At 54.0% G+C, this 22,652-nt stretch carries 19 protein-coding genes; 9 read left to right on the forward strand and 10 right to left on the reverse strand.

All coding sequences use genetic code 11. The features are described from left to right. Positions 1–432 (forward strand): hypothetical protein (locus tag HW115_RS16615; RefSeq protein ID WP_178934085.1); only part of this gene is annotated, 432 nt, incomplete at its 5' end. A gap of 626 nt (positions 433–1,058) precedes the next feature. Beyond that, the gene (locus HW115_RS16620; protein WP_178934086.1) at positions 1,059–1,442 is read left to right on the forward strand and encodes a hypothetical protein; all 384 of its coding nucleotides are present in this window, start codon (positions 1,059–1,061) and stop codon (positions 1,440–1,442) included. 175 nt (positions 1,443–1,617) lie between these two features. On the opposite strand, the gene HW115_RS16625 is transcribed toward HW115_RS16620, so the two are convergent. Next, positions 1,618–2,262, reverse strand: a complete 645-nt coding sequence (locus HW115_RS16625; protein ID WP_178934087.1) for an arylesterase — start codon at positions 2,260–2,262, stop codon at positions 1,618–1,620. Between the two features lie 223 nt (positions 2,263–2,485). On the opposite strand from HW115_RS16625, the gene HW115_RS16630 reads away from it, so the two are divergent. Further along, on the forward strand, positions 2,486–3,184 hold the full coding sequence (locus tag HW115_RS16630) for an ATP-binding cassette domain-containing protein (RefSeq protein ID WP_178934143.1): 699 nt from the start codon (positions 2,486–2,488) through the stop codon (positions 3,182–3,184). Next, on the forward strand, positions 3,184–5,808 hold the full coding sequence (locus HW115_RS16635) for an ABC transporter permease (RefSeq protein WP_178934088.1): 2,625 nt from the start codon (positions 3,184–3,186) through the stop codon (positions 5,806–5,808). Before HW115_RS16630 ends, HW115_RS16635 begins: the two co-directional genes overlap by 1 nt. 79 nt (positions 5,809–5,887) lie before the next feature. On the opposite strand, the gene HW115_RS16640 is transcribed toward HW115_RS16635, so the two are convergent. Together HW115_RS16640 and HW115_RS16645 are read right to left on the reverse strand one after the other, a co-directional pair. Then, entirely contained in the window at positions 5,888–6,430 is a 543-nt protein-coding gene (locus HW115_RS16640; RefSeq protein ID WP_227021605.1) for an MOSC domain-containing protein, read from the reverse strand. A 159-nt stretch (positions 6,431–6,589) separates the two neighbouring features. Beyond that, positions 6,590–9,634 (reverse strand): DEAD/DEAH box helicase, encoded by a 3,045-nt coding sequence (locus HW115_RS16645; protein ID WP_178934090.1) that lies wholly within the window; start codon positions 9,632–9,634, stop codon positions 6,590–6,592. A 191-nt stretch (positions 9,635–9,825) separates the two neighbouring features. Here HW115_RS16645 and HW115_RS16650 point away from each other — a divergent pair, with 191 nt between their 5' ends. Together HW115_RS16650 and HW115_RS16655 are read left to right on the forward strand one after the other, a co-directional pair. Then, positions 9,826–10,620, forward strand: coding sequence for a ParA family protein (locus HW115_RS16650; protein WP_178934091.1), 795 nt, complete (start codon positions 9,826–9,828; stop codon positions 10,618–10,620). Between the two features lie 5 nt (positions 10,621–10,625). After that, a complete protein-coding gene (locus HW115_RS16655) occupies positions 10,626–11,501 on the forward strand; it encodes a hypothetical protein (protein WP_178934092.1) in 876 nt (291 codons plus the stop codon). 48 nt (positions 11,502–11,549) lie between these two features. Here HW115_RS16655 and HW115_RS16660 read toward each other — a convergent pair whose 3' ends face one another. The 7 genes from HW115_RS16660 to HW115_RS16690 form a co-directional block, all read right to left on the reverse strand. Then, positions 11,550–12,344: a hypothetical protein gene (locus tag HW115_RS16660; protein WP_178934093.1), complete on the reverse strand. Its 795-nt coding sequence runs from the start codon at positions 12,342–12,344 to the stop codon at positions 11,550–11,552. Positions 12,345–12,403: 59 nt separating this feature from the next. Then, positions 12,404–13,219, reverse strand: a complete 816-nt coding sequence (locus HW115_RS16665) for an NAD-dependent epimerase/dehydratase family protein (RefSeq protein ID WP_178934094.1) — start codon at positions 13,217–13,219, stop codon at positions 12,404–12,406. Continuing rightward, entirely contained in the window at positions 13,212–14,018 is an 807-nt protein-coding gene (gene map / locus HW115_RS16670; protein ID WP_178934095.1) for a type I methionyl aminopeptidase, read from the reverse strand. Before map ends, HW115_RS16665 begins: the two co-directional genes overlap by 8 nt. 307 nt (positions 14,019–14,325) lie before the next feature. Continuing rightward, on the reverse strand, positions 14,326–14,877 hold the full coding sequence (locus HW115_RS16675; protein ID WP_178934096.1) for a hypothetical protein: 552 nt from the start codon (positions 14,875–14,877) through the stop codon (positions 14,326–14,328). An 81-nt stretch (positions 14,878–14,958) separates the two neighbouring features. Then, positions 14,959–16,290: a VWA domain-containing protein gene (locus HW115_RS16680; RefSeq protein WP_178934097.1), complete on the reverse strand. Its 1,332-nt coding sequence runs from the start codon at positions 16,288–16,290 to the stop codon at positions 14,959–14,961. 61 nt (positions 16,291–16,351) lie between these two features. Further along, on the reverse strand, positions 16,352–16,924 hold the full coding sequence (locus HW115_RS16685) for an RNA polymerase sigma factor (RefSeq protein ID WP_227021606.1): 573 nt from the start codon (positions 16,922–16,924) through the stop codon (positions 16,352–16,354). Between the two features lie 78 nt (positions 16,925–17,002). Further along, positions 17,003–17,938, reverse strand: a complete 936-nt coding sequence (locus tag HW115_RS16690; protein ID WP_178934098.1) for a Gfo/Idh/MocA family protein — start codon at positions 17,936–17,938, stop codon at positions 17,003–17,005. Positions 17,939–18,422: 484 nt separating this feature from the next. Here HW115_RS16690 and HW115_RS16695 point away from each other — a divergent pair, with 484 nt between their 5' ends. The 3 genes from HW115_RS16695 to HW115_RS16705 all read left to right on the forward strand — a co-directional run bounded on the left by HW115_RS16695 (position 18,423) and on the right by HW115_RS16705 (position 22,641). Then, complete coding sequence (locus tag HW115_RS16695; RefSeq protein WP_178934099.1) at positions 18,423–19,916, forward strand: prenyltransferase/squalene oxidase repeat-containing protein; 1,494 nt, start codon at positions 18,423–18,425, stop codon at positions 19,914–19,916. Positions 19,917–20,281: 365 nt separating this feature from the next. Further along, on the forward strand, positions 20,282–21,589 hold the full coding sequence (locus HW115_RS16700; RefSeq protein WP_178934100.1) for a hypothetical protein: 1,308 nt from the start codon (positions 20,282–20,284) through the stop codon (positions 21,587–21,589). Positions 21,590–21,630: 41 nt separating this feature from the next. Beyond that, positions 21,631–22,641 carry an AAA family ATPase gene (locus HW115_RS16705; protein ID WP_178934101.1) on the forward strand — a complete coding sequence of 337 codons (1,011 nt, stop codon included), beginning with the start codon at positions 21,631–21,633 and terminating at the stop codon, positions 22,639–22,641. Positions 22,642–22,652 lie beyond the last annotated feature (11 nt).

A 22,652-nucleotide genomic window follows, 5' to 3' on the forward strand; every position in this document is an offset into this window, starting at 1 on the left:
GCTAGATTAGAGCGTTTTACATACGCAGCCAGTACGGTTGTGGAGGTGTCAGGAAATCAGGATAAACTGCTTTGGTATAAGTATACAGAAAAGCAGAATTATTGGGGGTCATATGAAAAAGCAAAATTTAGAATGTATACCCCTAAAGTGTCCGACGACGAAGAATTGGAATCGCAACGTTATTGGTATTTTTCGTGCGATTGGGATAAAGCAGATGGAGGCCCCACCAAAATGGCTATACCTATAACTGACAGGGCATTACATTATTCCTTTTTGTTAGGCATTGAAAGTGATGAAAAAATTTCAAGTTTGGACTTTAAGAAGTTGCTTGAAAAAATTAGAAATAAAAAAAGAGAGGAAGCAAGATCGTTGAAAAAGGAAAAGAGAGGGAGCAGTCCTGAAGGCAGAGAGGGTTCGGCGCGTGAACAGTGAATCTTCAAGCAAGCCATGATGAAAACTTCAAAACCCGGGCTCAACTACTACACATACAGGTATTACGGTCCGACGACAGGACGGTGCTGTCGCTGAATCCAGTAAAGGTGCACCATTTCTCTGCCTAACCCGAATGGCACTTAGTTAAGCCTTTTGATAATAATTGCCATTCGGGCAAGGAGAGATGTGCGTGTTAGCGGAGGGGCAGACAAAGATGCTGCTCAGCAGTGTAAAAGGCTTGCAGCTAAGCTTTGAGATGTGGATCATGTTGATTCATTTATGATGAGATGGATATACCTGTTAATCTTTATATGTATTATCTCAACACCCGTTGGGGTCGTGCTTACGTTTATCCCATGGGGAGATCCTGACGGTTTTCACGGAGTCGGGGTTCCTTTTGCTAAGGTATACTGGGATGACGGCCTCGATTATCCTAATCTTGCAGCCTATTTATTAAATATCATAGCTGTCGCTTTTGTTTTCTTTACAGCGAAGATAAGTTACGACTGGGTGATCTGCGTATTCAATCGGAAAAATAGAAATACGGAGGAATGATAAACGAGACTGAGGGGGAGCAGATTTGGTATCTCTCTGCGTATTCGTTGAGCTCGGATTATCGTTTCATCATGAATCGATCGAAGAGTCAGGGCTCCTACATTGTACCATTCTCCCGGTTATTTTATCGGAATGGACAAATAGTGAAGAGCTTGAGATGGAAGCAAGTCGGCGTAGCTGATGGGAATGAAAAGCGGTATTTCTTTGGCTTGATTTCGGCGTTTTTCCTCAGTCATGCAGCTCGCTCCATTCCTTTGTCACGCCTTGAACTCAAGGCCAAACGAACACCGCCATTCCGACAAACGAACCACTCAAACGGTATTAGGGAGATTATCGCGGTAATACCTGCGGCGCTGACAGGATTATCAGGATTTTTAATTTTCAAAGATCAAGGGTTGCCTAAAACCTATCGCTTACTTCTTAAAAAATCCTGTAAATTCTCTTCAATCATGTGAATCCTGTCAGCGCCGCAGGCTGTTAGCCCCTGGTGTATTCGTTCTGCTCGAAGGTTCAAAGTTTACGGATTGACCTTTCTCAGCTTTGCCATGCCCATGAGTTAAAGAAGTCCATCTGCTTCTTTAGCCTAAGATCATCCATTTTTTGACCGTCATCATCTTATCTGTTTTTCACCTACTCTTCTGAAGCTTCAATCAACGCTTTCAGTGCCGGGTAGACGTGACGGGCAACGACCTGTTGGCCTCGTGCGTTGGGGTGGATGCCATCCGCGAGGTTGAGGTCTTTGTCCATCGCCACCCCTTCCAATAAAAACGGCAGCACGGCGACCTGTTTCTTTTTCCCCACGGCTGCAAAAATGCGTTGAAACTCCCGGGTGTATTCTTCACCCATATTGTCAGGCATCTGCATTCCCGCCAAGAGCACATGAACTTCCGGATGACTCGCTCTGGCCCGATCAATCATGAGCTCCAGATTGCGCTGACTGACTTTGGGCTCGATTCCACGCAAGCCATCATTGCCTCCGAGAGCAATCACGAGGATGTCCATCGGCTGACGGGCCAACACAGCCAAGCGGCGAAGCCCTCCGCGGGTGGTATCACCACTCAAGCCCGCATTGACCACGGTGATGGCCCTCCCCTCATCCGCCGCCATCTTGCGTAAGAGTTCCGGGTATGCCTCTTCCTTTTTCAAGCCATAACCAGCCGTGATGCTGTCACCGAGAACGACCACACGCGGGACCAACCGCTTGGCATCCGACTTCGCCTCTTCCTTCGCCTCTTCCTTCGCCGAAACAAAGGACGGAAGCAGCAACGCTGTCATGGATACGGCAATTACGATAGCACAGCGAAAGAGAGATGACGGATGAACAATCACGTGTATGATAAACATGCCCGCGCATTCTACTCCGATCTGAAAGATTAGCCAGAAATTTACCCGCCCGCATCTCTCCAGCGACTCACTCCAACCATTTATGAACCCATCACAGAGCTCCGCCAAGGGGAATTCCAAGCCGGAAACCCACCAGACTACGGAACACCCGCCTATGATTCTAACGACCGATCAACTGAGTAAAGTCTACCGCAGCGGTGAGCATGCATTAACCGTGTTGGACCAGGTCAGCATCCAAGTTCCCGCATCAGCCACAGCGGCAATCGTTGGCCCTTCCGGCAGTGGCAAAACCACCCTGCTCGGGCTCTGCGCCGGGCTCGACCGCGCCAGCAGTGGTGAAGTCGTTCTGGACGGTCAAAAACTCTCAACCATGAACGAAGATGAACGGGCCGGGCTCCGTGCCCGGTCGGTTGGCTTCATCTTCCAGAATTTTCAACTGATGCCGACGCTGACCGCGCTGGAAAATGTCCTTGTCCCTGGTGAGATCCAGGGACGTCCGTGCTCCCACACCATCCGCCGGGCCGAAGAGTTATTGGGTCGAGTCGGGCTTGACAAACGCATCCACCACTACCCGAGCCAACTTTCGGGAGGAGAGCAGCAGCGTGTTGCCATCGCCCGGGCGTTTATTCACCAACCGAAAATCCTGTTTGCCGACGAACCCACCGGCAACCTCGATGAAGAAGCCAGCGAACTGGTCGAAAACATGCTCTTCGAACTCAACCGTGAGTCCGGAACCGCCCTGGTTCTGGTTACCCACGATTTGGAGCTGGCCCGCAAGGCATCCATCACCTTCCACCTCAAGGGCGGGAAACGGATCGATTCCAACCAAGCCCCCAAACATCGCGACGTCTGATGCTCTCCGTAATCAAACATCTCTTCAGCCGCTGGGCATGGAAAATGGCGTGGCGGGACAGCCGCCCGGTGCGCTGGCGCCTGCTCCTGTTCTCATCCTCGATCATCTTCGGTGTGGCTGCGCTGGTCACGATTGGCTCTCTGAGGAACAACCTCAACGAAGCGGTCGAAAGCCAGGCAAAATCCTTGCTGGGGGCCGATCTGATGGTGGGCTCACGCCAACCCTATCAGAAACCTGCCGAAGATTGGTTTACCCGGCTGCGCGTTGATGGAGCGCAACAATCGAGTGAGATCTCCTTTACCACCATGCTCCGCCTCGGTGAGCAAAGCAGCCCGAAACTCGTCAACCTGCGCGGCATCGAAAAAGCATTCCCCTACTACGGCAAGGTCACCACCAGCCCGCCGGATGCCTGGGAAAAATTGTTTACCACCCCGGGCATCATCGTGGAGTCCTCGTTTTTGAAAAGTATGAATGCCGAAGTTGGTGATACCGCACGCTTCGGCAACACCGAACTGCCGGTGTTGGGTGTCCTGCTCAAGGCTCCGCCTTCGTCCTCAGGTTTCAGCGCCCTTTCACCCACCGCCGTCACCTCGCTCGACACCCTGGAACAGTCACAACTGGTAGGAGGCAAGAGCCTCGTCTTCTACCGCAAGTATTTCAAACTACCACCGGGAATCGACCCCGAAGCCGTGGTCAAAGATAAAGCTCAACTGATCGCCAAACAACGGCTGACCCAAACGACGTCGAAACGCCGGAGCGAAAACATCGAAAAAGCAATCAACCGACTCTACACCTTTTTCAGTCTGATAGGCCTCAGCGCCTTATTCCTTGGAGGTATCGGTATCGCCGGAGCCATTCATACCCACGTGCATGATCGGCTCTCGGCAGTGGCCACCTTGCGCTGCCTCGGCTGCTCTGCCGCCCGGGCCTTTTCTGTGTATCTTGCTCAGAGTCTGGCGATGGGCATCGCTGGATCACTGCTCGGAGTCCTGACCGGCTGCTCATTGGTAGAACTCACCCGCATCGTCCTTGAGCGACTCCCCGCCGGACTGATCCCCTTCGAAGTCGAGGTCTCCCCCGCCTGGGACATCATCCTGAACAGTGCGGGGATTGGGCTCTGGATCACCTTGAGTTTCGCCCTGCTTCCTCTACTCGCCGTCCGACGGGTCAGTCCACTCGCCGCCCTGCGCCGGGCCGATGGCATCCAACAATCCAGCAAACGGGATCCCTGGCGCTGGGTTGTCATGCTTTCACTGGTGCTGTTCTCCTTTCTTCTAACCTATTGGGAAACGTCCGGACAGAACAAGGGAGGCATGATCGCGCTGGGCTATACCTTTTTCCTACTGGTCTCCTTTTCGGTACTCTCTCTTTCTGGATTCCTACTACGTCATTTGGCAAAAAAATGCTCACGCCCGGGCTGGCCATTTGTTTTGCGTCAGGGGATCGCAAACCTCCACCGCCCGAACAACCAGACCGGCATCTTTATGGTATCCATCGGTCTCGGGGTATTCCTAATCTTCACTCTGCTTCTCACCCAGAATATTCTACGCCAATGGCTCGACCCCGAACGCATGGAAAACCGTCCCAACCTGTTTCTCGTCGACGTGCCCCCCGAAGAGGAACAGCAAGTGGAGCAACTCATGAGCCAAAGCCGGGTGAAAATGCTAGGCAACGCTCCGATCGTGCAGCTTCGACTGACTGAGATCAAAGGCACTCCGGTCAATGAATTGATTGTCCCTTCCTCTGGCCGCAAGCCCATTCCCCGCTGGATCCTTCGCCGGGAGTTTCGATCCACCTTCCGGGAAAACCTGACCGATACCGAAACCTTGCTCAGCGGAGAATGGGTCGGCTCTGTCGAGGGCCTGCAACCCGATGCCGCCATCCCCGCCAGCTTTGAGCAAAAGCTCGCATCCGATCTCGGACTGCAACTCGGCGACGAAGTCACCATGTCGATCGAAGGCTTTGGTGAGTCCGTCAAGGTTCGGGTCGCCAGCCTGCGTGAAGTCGATTGGAGAAGTATGAACCTCAACTTTTTTATCGTATTTCCAAAGGGAAGCATCGACCCCTATGTCTCGTTTAATGTTCTGGCGGCCCACTCTCCGGATGCGGATGCCACGGCCGAGTTCCAGCAATCGGTCTTCGAACAACTCCCCTATGTCAACAGCATCGACGTCAGCCTCATCCTAACAACCGTTCAATCCGTGCTCGACACAGCAGCGAGCACCATCCGGATCATGGCCATGTTCACGGTGTTTACCGGCGGCATTGTGCTCATTGCATCCATCCTGTCGGGTCGCCGTGTCAGGGTTCGGGAGAGCGCCCTCCTCAGAACACTCGGAGCGTCCCGTGAACAAATGGCGCGCATCCTTGCCGTTGAATACGCCTTGCTTGGAAGCATGGCCACCCTGACCGGTGCGGTCTTGGCGCTGGTTGCCAGTTCACTTCTTGGCAGACTCGTTTTCGAAGGGGCCAGCGAAGGAGAAAGCTACCGCATCCCGTGGGAAATGTTAGCACTCAACTCACTGAGCTGCATCTGCCTGATCGTCTTACTCGGCATGCTGCTCAGCAGAGGAATTGCCAAACAACCACCGCTTCAAATCCTCCGATCCGAAGAAATGCACTAAGCCCTCATCTGCAAAATCAGTACCGGGCGATTGAAGGTATTCAATCTTCCGTTGAAAGAAACGCGGGACCACCCGATAGCTAGACACCACCTAACACATCAAGATCATACACTCCACTTGCCAGCTCGCCTCCCTGCACAATTCGCGCACGTAAACCACCCTGCCCTTTCAGAAATTCATGCGTCCCAGGGGCACAGGCCTGATCCATCCAATAACAAGGAGCGCACTCGCACGAACCGGTCAGCTCCAGATCACCTAACGAAAATCGTTTATCGATCAGGGTATTCAAATCCACCCCCTCGACCACCACGTTTCTCCGGAAGGCTCTGGGGTGAAGATCACCTTTGACAATTTCATCGCGGACCCGCTCATACACTGCCCAATCGAACAATGTGATTTGCCCTTTGTAATCCGGCTTATAATCAAAAAACCGATCTCCCACGATGCCACTGCCGGCGACACATTCGATGGATTCGGCTTCCTCGATTGCGTAGTCCATGGCGCCCTTGCCGTGTCGTCCATAGTAATTATGGCCCGTCGAAATAAAGAGATGTTTGATCTGCACCTGCATGCCCTGAATGATGCCTTGGCAAAAAAATAAAAAAAGAGGCAATTTCGACATTTCGATTCTTGAACGATCCGGCCTTTCTGTTGGAGCCAAAGGATAAGCCCCCATGGAAAGACCATCTTCAAGCCGAGGTATCGGCAACGGATCGAGGCCAATCCGATCTGCCGGATATTCTGATATGATCCGGTCCTTCGTTGAAGGCAGCGATCTTGACTAAGCCAGAAGATCGCGCATTTCGCCATCGCTCAGGCCACTCATCATCGGCGTGCTTTCATCACTCATTTCACCTGTTGCCGCGCTGATCACTGAGCGTTTGCGTTCCTGCAAGCGGAGGATTTTTTCCTCCACGGTTCCGCGGGTGATGAATTTATAAATCGTCGAGGGTTTGGTTTGACCGATCCGGTGAATTCGGTCGGCAGCCTGGGCTTCAACCGCCGGGTTCCACCAAGGATCAAACAGCACCACGGTATCCGCAGCGGTCAAGGTAAGACCATAACCACCGGCTTTCAGACTGATCAAAAAGACCGGGGGGCCGTCCGGTTTCTGGAACCGTTTTACGACAGAAGAACGATCCGTCGTGGATCCATCAAGATAGCAGAAGTCGATATCCTCCCGGTCCAATTCATCCCGGATGAGAGAAAGCATCGACGTGAATTGGGAAAACACCAGCACCCGGTGGCCACCACGTTCAGCTTCATCCAATAGCTCCATCAATCGGGCCAACTTCGAGGAAACCTCCTGTAGACTTTGGCGCCCTAGTTGATCATCCAGTAAGCGAAGGTCACAGCATGTCTGCCGTAAGCGCAACAAAACCGTCAGCATCTGCATGCGACCAGCATCCGGCCCCGACTGCTTACGCAGGGCATCCACCTTCTCCACCCCCTGCCGAAGAATCGACTGATAAGTCTCTTTTTGCATCGGCGACGGGTCGCACCAAACCACACTCTCCATCTTCGGAGGAAGATCCTTGGCGACAAGCGACTTCGTCCTGCGTAACATAAAGGGCGAGGTGCGCCAGCGCAGGCGCTGCATCGCTGCCATGTCAGGGACTTCCGCTTGGCATGGCAATTCATAACGCAGCCGAAAATCCTCGCGCCCCCCCAGATAAGAAGGCATCAAAAATTGAAAAATCGACCACAGGTCACGCACGCCATTTTCCACGGGTGTGCCAGTGATTGCGATCCGGGCAGGCACATTCATCCTTCGTGCGGCTTTGGCGGCCAAGGTGTCCGGGTTGCGGATCGCACTCGCTTCGTCCAGCACCATCACGCCGAGCTTGATCCTTTCATATTGCTCGACATCTCGATCGAGAAGCGCGTAGCTGGTGATAATGATATCCGCCGCCTCCATCACCTCGAAGTAATCCTTACGCTTAGAACCATGCATGACCAAGACCGTCATATCCGGAACAAACTTGGCAGCTTCATCACGCCAGTTTCCTAACAAGGTCGCAGGACACACCACCAGTGCAGGCCCGGAAGCTTCAGCACCTCCATGAGCTTTCCATAACTTGACGACTGCCAGGGCTTGCAAGGTTTTCCCCAATCCCATGTCATCAGCCAGCAAGGCCGCACCACTTCCAGCTAATCTTCGGTAAAGCCACTGCACTCCCTCATACTGGTACTCGCGCAAAATACCCGTTAGATCATCCGGCAATGCAGGCACCGGATCTTCGTTCCTATACTTTTCGGATCCCTCCGCATAATAGTCCTGCAATCGCCCGAGGTAGGCCTCATGCTGCGCCCCCACCAGATACTGCCCTGACTCCTGGCGCGGGTCCGTATCCAGCAACAATCCCTCCATCACCTCCGCATCGAAATGAGACAGCACCGCTTTCCCTCCACGCGGCATGGCCATCGTCCGGCTTCCGGACATCAGAAGTTTGCGAACCGCATCCGAGCTCAGCGTCTGATCGCCACACTGCCAGGCGATGTCACAGGATAACCAATCCTCACCGTGGCCACTCACCTCGACATGAGGCACAATCCGCTCAACCCGAGATTCGACATGCGCCAGCTTCTCCTCGGTCTGGACCGACCACTTCTTTCGCAAGCCCGGAAGACGAACGGTCAAAAACTCAAGCACCTGCTCTTCACCGCGAAGAAAGAGCAAACCACTGGCGTCGAGCATCTGGAAGCCGACAGCCATCAACTCCGCGACCGCTGACTGCTCGAATTCCTCATTCCTAACCCACCACAGGTTGGGTTCCCCGGAGGAAATGGGAAACCCATTTCCAGCGGCCGACCGCGAAGGTTTGGCCTGGCCGAGTGGAACCTGGACATTTTCCGGGTACAGCCCACGAAGCTGCACCTGCAGAGCCCGAGTCGACCCCGCAATTTCCATTTGAATTTCAGGCACTGCCGCCTTGATACGCAGACCGCCGAGATCGTCTGGCAATTGGTACATCTCAGCGAGTGCCGGCAGCATTCCGATCAAGGCTTTGGTCTTCATCGGCTGCCAATCATCCGAAAGCACCGTATCCGTATCCGATGTATCAATCACCAAGCGTGAAACATCCGGAGCCCAATCCTCAAGCCAGTCGGCAAGAGCCGATCCAAGGGGAACCAATGACGAGCCCACCATGCGGATCCGACACTCCGAACCATCCAGATCCAGCTCCAATGCCGGCTTCAGACGATCCATCACAATCTCCACCGGCACTCCGGCCCGTGAAACCCTGCGGTGGCCGGCGAGAACCCGGTAAAACCCTGCCATTTGCTTCTCCCCCAGAGAAAGCATCGCGGCATCCACCTTACCCGTCGCTTCATACAACCAACGACTCAAGGCCCGGTCCGACACACTCGTTTCCTCCTCAGCAACGACCTCGGCCCGACGTAAGTGGATGGCTCCAGCCCCCTTCTCCGGAAACAGTGGGGCAAGGGCCACTTCCATGGGAACAACATCCACCGTTCCCGGTAGTTCCCGTAATGGCTGCCCGGATGGCTGGGCTTGCGGCTGTTCGTCGGTTGGTCTGACCGGTGCCTGATCCATGATCCCGGCAAGCATCAAAGCCGTTGCATGTTCACACAACGCTCCGCTTCGACGGGCCATGCTACATCCGCAATGGTTTCTTACCTCATGCGGCCCCAGCACCTTGACCGTCACCCGCATCGGCCGGCGCCCAATGTCAAAACTTCCCTGGAACACATCCCCCTTGCGGCTTACCTGAATGAGTTTCCGAGACTTCAGCAGGGATCTAGCTTCTCTAAAAACCCGCCCTCCCGAGGCCTTGCCAATCCATTGTTCGGTAATTTCCATGATGCTCGTGCTCCCCGGATCTTGTAGGGACGCGCACAGAGTGCCCAATTGCGGCCCCAGTGCAATGCCACGTTTGCAGATCGACTGATTTTTGTCTTTGGCTCGGTGCCCGATTCGTGCATGTTTCGTTCCGGACTCCGGTGCCGCCCGCCGATCCCCAATTCATACCCAGACCATTTCCCGAGGACCAGATGAAAATTGTCGCCATCGCCAACCAAAAAGGAGGAGTCGGAAAAACCACGACCTCCATCAACCTGTCAGCCGCCCTGGCCGCCCGAGGTCAGAGGGTTCTGCTCATTGACCTCGACCCCCAGGCAAATGCAACCAGCGGCCTCGGCTGTGAACCGGACGGGCAGGAAAGCATGTATTACCCGCTGATCGGAGAAAGCAGCATGGAAGAAAAAATCATCCCTTCCCGGCTCGAAAACCTCTCCTTGATCCCATCCGGTATGGACCTCGCCGGAGTGGAAATCGAACTCGCCCGGCGTGAAGACCACCTGATGCGCCTGCGCAACTTACTCTCCAAGTCAAAACAGCACAACCAGTTCGACTTCTGCATTCTCGACACCCCGCCGTCACTCGGCGTGCTGATGACCTCGGCGCTCGCTGCAGCGGATGAAATCCTCATCCCTCTCCAATGTGAGTGGTTCGGCCTGGAAGGGCTGGCCAAAATCGTGCAAGTCATCGAACAAATTCGGGACACCGGGGCCAATCCGGATGTCCTGCTCGAAGGTATCCTGATGACGATGTATGACGGCCGCACCAACCTTTCCCGCCAGGTGGTGGAAGAAGTCGCCAATTATTTCCCATCCCAGATTTACCAAACCGTGGTTCCCCGCTCGATCCGTATCGGCGAAGCACCCAGCCACGGGCTGACGATCTTCGAACACGACCCCAATGGCACGGGAAGCAAAGCCTACAACGGTGTCGCTGATGAATTCCTGACCCGCCACGCCGTATGTGCACCACCCATTGCCAGCGTCTGATTCCGATGAAAATCATTCTTTCAAGAATGCTCCTCGGCCTGGTCGTCCTCCCCCTCCACGCCAAAGATCAACCGCTACTTACAGAAGCAGAAGCTCAAACCGATGACGGTCGCAGTTGGTATGGGCTCTGGCCGAGTCTGACCAAAGAGGCTCTGGCTCAAGGCTATGAGATCCCACTCCCTTTTGGAGTATCCGCCACCTACATCAACCTTCAACGCAATGTCGAAGTCAAGGACGTCAAGGCCGGGGTCAACGGAGACCTGAAAAACGTCTCCCGCTTCCTTGCCGTCGATACCGAAAATGAAGTTCAGACGGGGCTGATCAGGCTCGATGCCTTCCCCCTGCCCTTTCTCAATGTCTACGCCTTTGGCGGCAGAATTGACAACCAATCGGAAGTCGATCTGAACATCACCATCCCAGGCCCTGGAGGTGGTGACATCACCCGTGACATCCGGGTATTCCCCGATCTACAAGCTGACATCTGGGGTGCAGGGGCCAATCTCTCCGGTGGGTATAAAAACTTTTTTGCTTCGTTCGATGCCGTCTATTCCGCGACCGACCTCGGTGGAGCATTCAGCGACACGGTCGACGTCTGGATCTACTCCGGCCGTATCGGTTACCGCGGCAAAATCTATGGCTACACCACCACCTTGTTCGCTGGTGCCGCCTATTGGGACTCCGAAACCATCATCAGCGGCAGCCTTCCCCTGGGAAACAACAACACCCTCGATTTCGAGGTCCTACAAGGGCCGGCCAAGCCATGGAACGGGCTGGTGGGATGCGCCGTGGATGTCAACCCCCACTGGCAAATCCAGGCCGAACTCGATTTTAATTTCGATGACATGACGATGCTCGTCCTCGGAACCACTTACCGGTTCTGATCGATCAGCACCACGCGGTTCAACCCGGCTCACACAGCCAGGCCAAGATCAAGATTCCGGATCCACCTCCTGTTCCTCTTCATCCGGTTGGAAGGCAACCAGCCCTTTTGATTCCAGACGGACTCGACCACTCGAAGACGTTTCCTCATCAAAGAGCAGAACCAGATACTTCTTGGTTTTGTAATGAAACGTATTGCGGACCAGAAATTTCTTTTTCCCTTCTTTCTCGTAAGCCAACTCAAACGACAACGCCTCACCGTTTTTAGCGTCCGGAGCAACATGGATACCTTTTCCCGGCTCCAAGCGAAACTCTTCCTCTCCCAGTTTCCCATCCAAGGGCAATTCGGAATGGTTGTAAAAATAATAGGAACCATAAGGTAAGTCCTTCGGATTGTCTGGAATGACAACGATTTCACACCCACTTTGTTGAGGCTCCTCATCCTGCTTCACCTCCTCCTCTGGCGTCACCTCCTCATCCTGCGTCTCTCCCTCCTCTGGTTTCTCTTCATCCTCCTGCTTCACTTCATCCTCTAGTTTCAGAATGACCAGAGCATGATCCGGGGCATCCGCGAGTTTCACCGTGCCCAACTTGCGCGGCTCCCCATCCTGCTTGATATAAAAATGAAGCTCGGAAGCCTCCGTACTTAAGGGCTTGGAACGCTTCATCGGGGCCAACTCGATGCCCTTCAATTCAGAATCCTGATCCGAGCGCCAGTAAAACGACTTCCCGTCACCTGGTGAATCCCACAAGGTCACGGCAAGTAGTTTTTCCTTTTCTTGGGCAAGAAGCCATCCCCCGCTGATCGCAAAACTTAAACCCAGGATGATCAAACAACGAAACATGGCCATAATCCACTTCTAGCCTCCTACAGCATTTTGACAAGCAGATTCAAATCCGCTGCTCACGATCCACCCTGGTCACGGGCAATGGCCAACCAATCGGCAAAGTGAGGCTTCCAGCCCAAGGCTCGGATTTTATCAGACAGCACGCGCTTACTGCTGCTTCCTCTACGCCGGGTCACCTCTCCTGGTTGTGCCACCGGGGGTAATGCCATCCCATAGGACTCAGCCAACTGCTGATAGCACTCCAACTGGGTCAGGCTTACCGACGAGATATTGTAGATTTGACCCTGTGCTCGGAGCCCCAGCTCAGCCAGCAGGTAACAAGCCGACGCAACATCATCACGGTGGACAAAGTTCAACACCCGCTCGCCTGCACCATCCAATCTGGCACGACCATTGATAAAGGAAGTGGCGGTATAACATCGCCCGGCACCGCAGAGCGCGGATAGACGAAGCACCACACCGCCAGCCTCAATAGCCGCGCGTTCGGCTTCAAGTAAGATTGCTGCCGTTTCCGTCGATGGCACCGTCGTGCTGGCCTCCGTGACCTCACTGTGATCCTGCTGACCATACACCGAAGTGCTGGAGATAAATAAGAAGGGCGTGCCTGAAAATCTGGAGGATAAATGGCGACATCCATCGAGATACACCGATCGGTAAGCGTCAGGGCCACCACCACCGGACGCAGCACAATGAATCACCAAATCATACTCCCCCGGCAAAGCCAGAACCGCATCTTCATCGGAAAGGTCACAAGCCGTCACGCCCGGACCACCAGTCCGACTGAGGCAATCCACCTGCCAGCCCCTCGCTTCAAACAATGGCTTCAAGGCATGACCGAGAAAACCATAGCCCGCAATCAACAAGCTAGCCATCCATCTTGATTCCCAAAAGTTCTTCCGTCGCCTCACGAGGACGAGCGGTCAAAATATCCGGTTTCCCCTCGGTTACCAACACCGTGTGTTCGAAATGAGAAGAGTTCTTGCGGTCATTTGTAATCACCGTCCAGCCATCACTGAGAATGGTTACTCCAGGTACCCCTGCATTCACCATCGGCTCAATCGCCAACACCATGCCCGGTCGCAGCTTGGGGCTACGGCCCGGCGGACGAAAATTCGGAACCTGCGGTTCTTCATGCAGGTTTCGCCCGACACCATGACCGACAAATTCTTTGACCACTGTAAACCCATAAGGCTGCACATGTGCCTCCACCGCACCACACAAATCCGCGAGGTGTGTCCCATTGCGGGCGTGATCAATGGCCTCATACAGGGATTGTTCGGTGGCACACAGAAGCCGCTTGGTTTCCAAATCGATGTCACCCGCAGGAACGGTGGTTGCATTGTCTCCAATCCAGCCACCTTTTGTGATGCCTACGTCGATTTTCAAGATATCCCCAGGCCGGATAATCGTATCGGACCCAATGCCGTGAACCACTTCCTCATTGCGGGAAATACAGATATGTCCGGGAAACCCGCGATAGCCAAGAAAAGCGCTTTTACATGAGCGTTCCTTCATCAACTCCGCCGCGTAGGCGTCAATCTCACCCGTGGTTTTGCCAGGCTGCACAGCCTTGGCACAGAGCTGAAGAATCTCACTGGCCGTCTCACAGGCAACACGCATCTTGCGGATATCCGCAGCAGATTTAATCGGAATACGAACTTTTTTAGCCATGGGTCTCAATTGAATGGATCACCGGAATACATCCCCGGTGACGCAGAGATACTCCCATCCGCGTCGATGAAAAGAAAAAAGCCCCGCGAAACGTATCATACGTCCGCAGGGCTTCGTTAAATGGTTAAAAAATAAGCCGAAATACCTTCGTTTAACGCGTAGCCATTTTCTTCCGGTCCCGCTCCACCTTGTCGAGCAGCGCACGGTTTGATGACTCCGTCCGGACGACCTCACCGTCCACTTCGATATCGACAATGATTCCGATCATGTTGTCCACCCGGCGACCGCCAGGTACGTTGGGACCACATCATCCACCACCAACCGGTGGCTGGACCTTCCTCACGAGATACACTGTTTCGGTATTCACCGTCAGCGTATCACCGTCGTAGATTTTACCCGTGGAAAGCGTGCCTTCCTTGGTTTTGCGGACCATGCCTCCCTTTTTCAGGTCTCCCTCATCGTAATAAATCGTATAGTTCAGGGTGACATCCTCAATGGATACCTTCCCACGGTTATAGACTTCGATGGCAAAACCGACGCGCGAGGTGTCTTTACCGTCTTTGGTTTTCTCTTCCTTGAACTTCAAGCGAACATTTTTGGCCACTTCAAGCAGGTCCTGTTTTGACAAAACATAGGCCTGGCATTCATCGGAAAGCACCGAAAGGGAAAAGCTCATCGCCTTCCCCTTGGCGTTTTTCACCGTGACCGATTTCTTTTTGGCATCGTATGCCGTCAAGGTCGCGTCAAAGGACTTCGTCTTCCCCTGGTCATAGAAGGTCCGTAGCTCCAGCGCCTGTGACGGCAGAGCTAAGGCCAGAATGGCCAAGGCTGTGTTCATTGTGTATCGTAGTGTGTGCATATCGTCTAAAGAGCGGTATCATCAATTACATTCGTGTCAAATCGATTCAAAAACTTGAGGCCAGCTACCTTATAGCTCATCTCACTCGGAAAGCACGCGGGCCAGCTTCCGCAGCGTAAGCAAAGCTTCCTTCCTCTCGGTATTCATCGAAGGTCCGTCCTCTCGCTCGATCACATCCAAAAGTTCAGACAAGCCACTCGGATCCCCCTCCCCTTGGGCAAGTCGACCTGCAGCCGCAAGCATCGAGGCAAAACGCATGTCAGCACTTGCCTGCGGCCATGCCCGGATGGCTTGGGGCGATACCGAAAGAGCTCCCGAGTCCCCGGACCCGACACGTAAAGTCACCATGGGCCCATCATCTGTAGACTCTCCAGCCAACTCCAACTCATAAAAGACATAATTACCCCGTGAATAAGAAACATCCGGGGACAAGCCGGCTTCCTCACCGCTTTCGGTAGCTGTTACAGGCTCCCCATAACCCATCAACCGGGAGCGGGAAACACGCGAAGGATCCAAATGGAGCTCCGCAACACAAGCGGTCGTATCCGCGCCGGAGGCAGCAGCCACATGCACAGCCAGCAACACACTATGTTCATTCCAAGGCGTCTGGCACATCTCCAAATCGGCATGCAAGCGTGCACCCTGAAGCATTTTCGGAGACTTGTAGCTAAAGTGGTTCACCAACTCTTCGATGCGGATTGTCGCTTTCGGAGGGAGGGCATTCCGCTCGTTCAGGTAACGGCTCAGCCATGTCCAGGACGAAGCCCCTGCATTCATAGGAACCATCAACCCTTGCCCGGCCACCACCGGCTGCCATGTCTGCTCTCTCGACTCTGGCACTTCAGCTGCCATTTCCCAATCAGCCTGGCGAATGCTGCGGGCCAGAACCTCACGATAGCGTCCATTTTCTTCGGTCATGGCCCAAGCCAAGGCCTCTTGTTCAGGTGTGCGCTCCGAAACCTTCCCACTTCCCCTGGGAATCACAGGAGCCATTAACTTGAGAGTCTCCCACTGGGTCCAATCGGGCCCCACTTCCTGCTCGGCCACCTCGGACGATTGAGGTTTTCCGGCAGGCTCCATAACGAAGAAGACCCCCAAAGCAAGGGCTGCCGCCACGCCGGCACCCGTGACCCAGGGGTGTTTCCACCATGGCATGTGTGCACTCGCAATATCTTCGATCACTGGATTGGAACCGGCACTCCGGACAGCCTGTCGCTGGGCGGAAGTAAGCATCTCAACCTCTCCCCCCCCAAGGGAATCCAGCAACAAAAACGAGGTTTCACGCACTTCGTCGACGGCCGCACGAATGCGAGGGTCGCGCTGAACCGCACGGGCCATCTCGACCGCATCCGTCCCTTTCAGCTCACCGAGAGCAAAGGCAGTAATCCGGGGGTCATTGATATCGATATTCATCTGATTGGTTGTTGAGGGGGCGGTGGGATTGCGGAGTCGTTGAAAGGATCGTTTATCTGGATTATTTTAAGTCGTCGGGAAGCATGGAGCGGAGCCGCTTCATCCCCGTATGGATGAGAAAACCCACATTACCTTGACTCAGCCCGGTTTCCTCACTGATTTCTTGATAGGAGTATCCTTTCTCAAATTTAAGCAGTATCACGGTTGCCTGATTCTCCGGCAAGCGGGAGATATAGGATTTCACCATCTCTACCCGCTCATGGTCGGCCGTAGCCTGATAAGGTGTCGGACCACCGCTGTCACGGCGCTCCAAGACCTCATCCTCCACGGCAACAAGACGCTTCTCTTTACGCAAGACATCGAGAGCCCGATTCCTGCACACGGTGAAGAGCCAGGATTTCAGACCTTCGCTAACCTTGCCGGCGTCCTGCTGATAAAGCCGGATGAACGTATCCTGAACGACATCACGGGCACGGTCCAAATCATGCACGATGGTCCGTGCATATCCAATCAGCGGCGATTCATATTCTGAAATCGCACGTTCAACGAGATCTGCACTGGTTTCCACCATATCCTTTGTTTGCTCGCCATCCCGGGGGTCGGGCTGACTGTCCGTATCCTTGTTATCGCCCATGCCAGGCACTTTCTACGGATTGAAACGAAGGTCGCGGATATTTCTTGGGCCTAAATGATCTTTTTTTTTCAAATCCGATCAAATCGACAGCTCCGGCGAGGGTGAATGCATGATTTGATTGGTAATCTCAAGGGCCAAGGCGAGGGCATCCGCACCCTGCTGGCCGGAAACTTCTGGCGTGGCTCCCAAATTCACACTCTCAATGAAGGAGGCCAACTCCAGCTTGAGAGGCTCGTCCTTTTCGATATTCACTTCGACTTTTTCAATCCCCCCGGCTCCCATGCGGTACATGCCCGCGCTTTGCTCCTGGTAATCCAGAGACAAATAACAATCCCCCTGGAACACGCGAATTTTACGCATGCGCTCCGGGCTGATCCGACTCGATGTCACATTCGCAACACAGCCATTTTCAAAACGAATACGCGCATTGGCAATATCCTCACGCGGCGTCATCACGGGAACTCCGACAGCATCCACGCTCACCACCGGGGATCGCACCAAATGCAGAATGATCTCAAGATCATGAATCATCAAATCAAGCACCACCCCGATATCGATGCTCCGATTCGGAAACGGCGACAAACGATGAGCTTCGATAAAACGAGGCTCCTTCAACTTATCCTCAAGTTCCCTCATGACCGGGTTGAAACGCTCGATATGCCCAACCTGCAAAATGCGGTCGCAGCGTTTTGACGTCTCAATCAACGCACGGGCATCGTCCAGGCTGTCAGCAATCGGCTTTTCCATCAACACGTGCACCCCTTGCTCCATCAGCGTGCAGCCGACGTTTCGGTGGGCAACCGTCGGCACAGCCACAGTGGCAGCATCCACTTCGGCAGCAAAAGCATCCAGAGAATCCACAGCTTTCCCCCCGAACTCGGCGGCCACTTGCTCCGCGCGCTCCATATCCTGATCATAAACGGCAACCAATTCGCAACCATCCAACAAAGAAAATACCCGGGCATGGTTACGACCCATGGCCCCCGCTCCTGCTACTCCGACACGTAAACTCATGCAGCTATCCCTAGGCCAATCGCATCGCAATGACAAGAGCCGGCAAACAAATGCCAAAAAAAGTTTCATTTTTTATCTAAGGCGATCGCCCCCTCACCCGTTGTGCCGCTGGACACATCGTTGTTCCCTACCTACACCCCACACACCCAATACAACCAAAAACCACCCAAGCAGTTGATGATCAATGGATTAAAAACACAAAGAAATTAAAACACACAAACACATCAAACCCAAGATCCATCACTGCACCCCATCCCACCCCAAACATCCATCCTCAATAAATCTCGTTTTTTTCGCTGGTCTCCGCTGAAGACACCCCTATATTTCCCTTCAAACACGATCCTAATCCTGCCCCCTCATCCTGTAGTCCCTCATACACCCCTTCCCTGGGACGGCGGAAAACCAACATTAAAACCAGAATTTCGAGACCCAGATCACCCATCCGATTTTTCCATCCGATTTTCACATCCTACACCTACACACCATGAGCTTACACGCCCAACTCTCACCTGAAGCCCAAGCACGACTGCACGCGCAACAGCGGAATTCAACCATCACCAGTATCATCATCGCCATTCTGGTCGTCTTGCTGATCGGCATCATCCTCCTCTGGATCCTGCTCCCGCCCATCGATAACTTCACCCCGGAAATTGTATCCTACCAAGCTGGCACGGAAGAAAACGATAACGTCAAAAAACGTGAAATGACACGTGCGGTCGAACGCAAACCATCCGCACCCTCATCATCGATGGCCAAAGTCATTGCAGCCAATACCCAATCCAACACCGCCATTCCGGTGCCGGAAATCGATGTCCCGGACCCATCCACTGACTTTGGTGACGGTGATGATTTCGGTGACGGCTGGGGCGACGGCGACGGACAGGGCGGCGGAGGCTTCGGAGGTATTCCGGCCACCATGCAAAAACGCTGCACCAAAGGTGACCGCCTGAACCGCTTGGCCGCCAATGGCGGAAACGAGCAATGCGAAGTCGCCGTGGAAAAAGCCCTGCAATGGCTGAAAAAAACCCAAAACAAAGACGGAAGCTGGAGCCCTCAACATAAAGTGGGTATGACCGGACTCGCCATCCTGACCTTCCTCGGACGCTGCGAAACACCCAACTCCGAAGAGTATGGTGACGCCGTCACCCGCGGCATCGTTTACCTCGTCAATGTCTGCATGAAAAACAACGGCAAAATGGCATCCGACTTCAAAGGCCACTGGAGCTACGAACACGGGATCGCCACTTACGCCCTCGGTGAGGCTGCCACCTTCTGCATCAAACTCGGCATCAACATTCCAAACCTCAACGAAGCCACCAAAATGGCCGGTGACTGGATCCTCGAGCACCAGCACAACAACGGTTCATGGACCTATAAATACGAGCACTCCAGCGGACACCACGACAACTCCGTCGGGCTCTGGCAAATCCAGGCACTCAAAGCCTGTAAACACACCGGCCTCTGGAAAGAGTCCGAGTTCAAAGGTGTCATGCGCAAGGCCCTCGGCTACATCAAAAACACCCAGAACAAAAACGGTGGAATCGGTTACAACTCTGCTGCCGGCCGCGATATCGGCTGGACCATGACCGGCGCAGGCATGCTCGCCTACCAAATGTGGGACAAGAGTCACGACTCCGTGGTCCGCCAGGGAGCCAAGCACATCAAGAAAAATGCCAAGTTCGTGTTCAACTCAGCCGATTCAGATCTCTATCGCCACTACTACCACGCCCAGGCCATGATCAACCGGGGCGGCGGAGACTGGAGCTTCTACAACAAGCTCTTCCGTGATGAGCTGCTGAAAAACCAAAACGACAATGGTTCATGGAAAAACGTTGGCGGCGGAGCCAAGGTTCACGCCGTTGGCGCGGAATACCAAGGGGGGTCAGCGAAAGCGGTCCACTATCGCACCTGTTTGGCTGCACTGATGCTGGAAGTCTATTATCGCTTCCTGCCAGCCACGGGAGCCAAAACCCGCTAAGGAATACCCTTCATCCTTTTTCAAACAAACGGCACTGTGCAGGTTCACAGTGCCGTTTTTTGTGCCTTCAACGATGCTCCTCCACAGAACAAACGATCGGATAATACCAAGTAGTAAAACAGACGGGACGATAGCCGAGATGAATGAGTTCTTTGGTAAGGCGCGACGAAGGAATGGTGCGGGCACCATGACTAAGGAGAAACAAAGCCAAAGGAGTCATTCATCCGGAACTCTCATGGATCACGCAGTGCTTTTCCAAATACCTCAACAACGATCAATCGTCTCGTCTGTTTTGCGGAGTGGTATAATTTCAGCTTCTCCTCTTGCCCAAGGGTCAAAAACCACTAACATCAATCTAAGATCCCATGGCTGCTGAAGAAACATGGCGACGAATCGCCAAGCACACCTCTCGAAAAGTCAACCGTGCCTGGTGGCTTCAGTCCCTCGCCACCCCGCTGATGGCCTGCTCCCTGGTCCTTTCTTGCGCCATTCTCATCCTACGCACACTTCCTAACTCTCCGGCACCGATCCATCTGGGTACCATCAGTCTGGCCATACTCACTCTCGTCACCGTTATGTGCTGGCTGATCGCTCGCCGCCGATTTGAATCACCGGCCGACTCGATGATTCGCTTGGAAGCCGCCATGCACCTGAAGAATGCGTTAACCGCCGCGGAACATGGCGTCAGCCCGTGGCCCGCCCCCCCGGCACAAATTCACGATGGAATCCAGTGGCATTGGAAACGACTGCTGACTCCTTTGGTCGGATCCACCTTACTGGTCGCCTGTGGTTTTTTGATCCCGATCCAGGCAAAAACCGACAAACAACAAATCATTCAAGAACCTGCAGCATGGAATGAACTCAACAGTAGCCTCAACCGCCTCGACCGGGAGCAACTCGCCGACGAAGACTACCTCGATGAGATGCGCAAAAAATTGGAACAACTTCGCCAGGAGAACCCGGACTCATGGTTCAGCCACTCCAGCTTGGAAGCCACCGACAACCTCACCCAAAACCACCAAAGCAATCAGGAACAACTTGGAAACAGCCTGAACCAAGCCGAACGCTCACTCAACGGACTCCAACACCAAGCATCTCAACTCAATCAAAAACAACAACAACAACTCCTCAACAACTACCAGCAGGCCATCAAAAACATCAAACAAGGGGCCATGCAACCAAATGAAGAGTTAATGAAACAGCTCGAAAAAATCGACCCCGGGCAACTGAAAGAACTCAGCCCTGAGCAACTCGATCAAATCCGGGAAAACATGAGACGCCACGCCCAAGGACTCAAACAACCCGGGCAGGAAGGTGAAAAAAACTGGGGGGAACAACAACAGGGTGAGGGTGAAGGCGAAGGGGATGAAAACGGCAACCAAGGGGGCCGCGGAGGCGTCGGTCGAGGGCCCGGCACCGCGCCACACGTCCTTGGAGATCCACATCAGGACACCGGCACCGGTAAACACGAAGGGCTACAATCCAATGACCCAAGCCAATCACTGCCCGGGGACCTCCTTCAAACAAGTGACGCCCAACACAACGTCGATCAATCTTCAAAAGGACCCAGCGCCGGGGGAGCTACCCAACACCAGGGACAGGGAGGCGACCGAGTATGGAAAAGCTCTCTCCTGCCGAATGAAAAAAAGGCCCTGAAAAAATTCTTCGAGTAGTCACATTAAAAATCAAAACACCAACCACCTGACCACCTTTCATGCAATTTGCCACCGAATCCGAAGTCTCTGCCGCCAGTCAGCATATTCGCTCATTAACCCAAACACTCAATCAAGTCCTCTTTGGCCAGGAAGAGCTCATCGACCTCGTCATCACCGGCCTTCTGGCACGTGGCCATATCCTCCTCGAAGGACTACCCGGATTAGGAAAAACCGAACTGGTCAAAGGACTATCCAAAGCGCTGGACCTGGAAGCCAAGCGAGTCCAGTTCACCCCGGATCTTCTGCCGGGTGACATCACCGGCAACCCGGTGCTCCAAGAACAAGATGGCCAGCGTGCCTTCGTCTTCCAACCCGGCCCCTTGTTCACCAACATTTTGTTAGCTGATGAAATCAACCGGGCATCACCCAAAACCCAGTCCGCCATGCTCGAGGCCATGCAGGAACGCCGGGTGACCGTACTCGGCGACAGCCACGAACTACCGGCACCCTTCTTTGTTCTCGCCACCCAAAACCCGATCGAGCTCGAAGGAACCTACCCACTGCCGGAAGCGCAGTTAGACCGCTTCCTCTTCAAACTGGAAGTCTCACGCAATAATGTCGAGACCTTGGAAAAAATTGTCAACCAGCGCGAACTCGGCACCGAACCTGAGGTGCAAACCGTCATGAATGCCCAGCAACTCGACGAAACCCTAACACTCGTCCGACGAATCTTTTTACCCGATGTCGTTGCCAACTACATCGCGAGGCTCGTGGACGCCACTCACCCCGGCCAATCGTCGGCAGCTGCCGGGATTAAATACGGCTCCAGCCCGCGTGCAGCCTTATCACTGGCGTCCGCAGCCAAAGCCCGAGCCCTGATCAATGAAAGGACCCACACCAGCTTCGAAGACGTCAAGTATGTCGCCCCGGCCGTTCTCCGTCACAGAATCATTCTCGACTACAACGCACGGGTCGAAGGGAAAACGCCCAACGATGCCATCCATTCACTGCTCGATGAAGTCCCCTTCCAAAACCTGGACACCCCGAAGGTTCTTCACCGCCCATCCTAAGCCACAGGCTT

The organism is Oceaniferula marina, assembly GCF_013391475.1.
GTDB lineage: Bacteria > Verrucomicrobiota > Verrucomicrobiia > Verrucomicrobiales > Akkermansiaceae > Oceaniferula > Oceaniferula marina.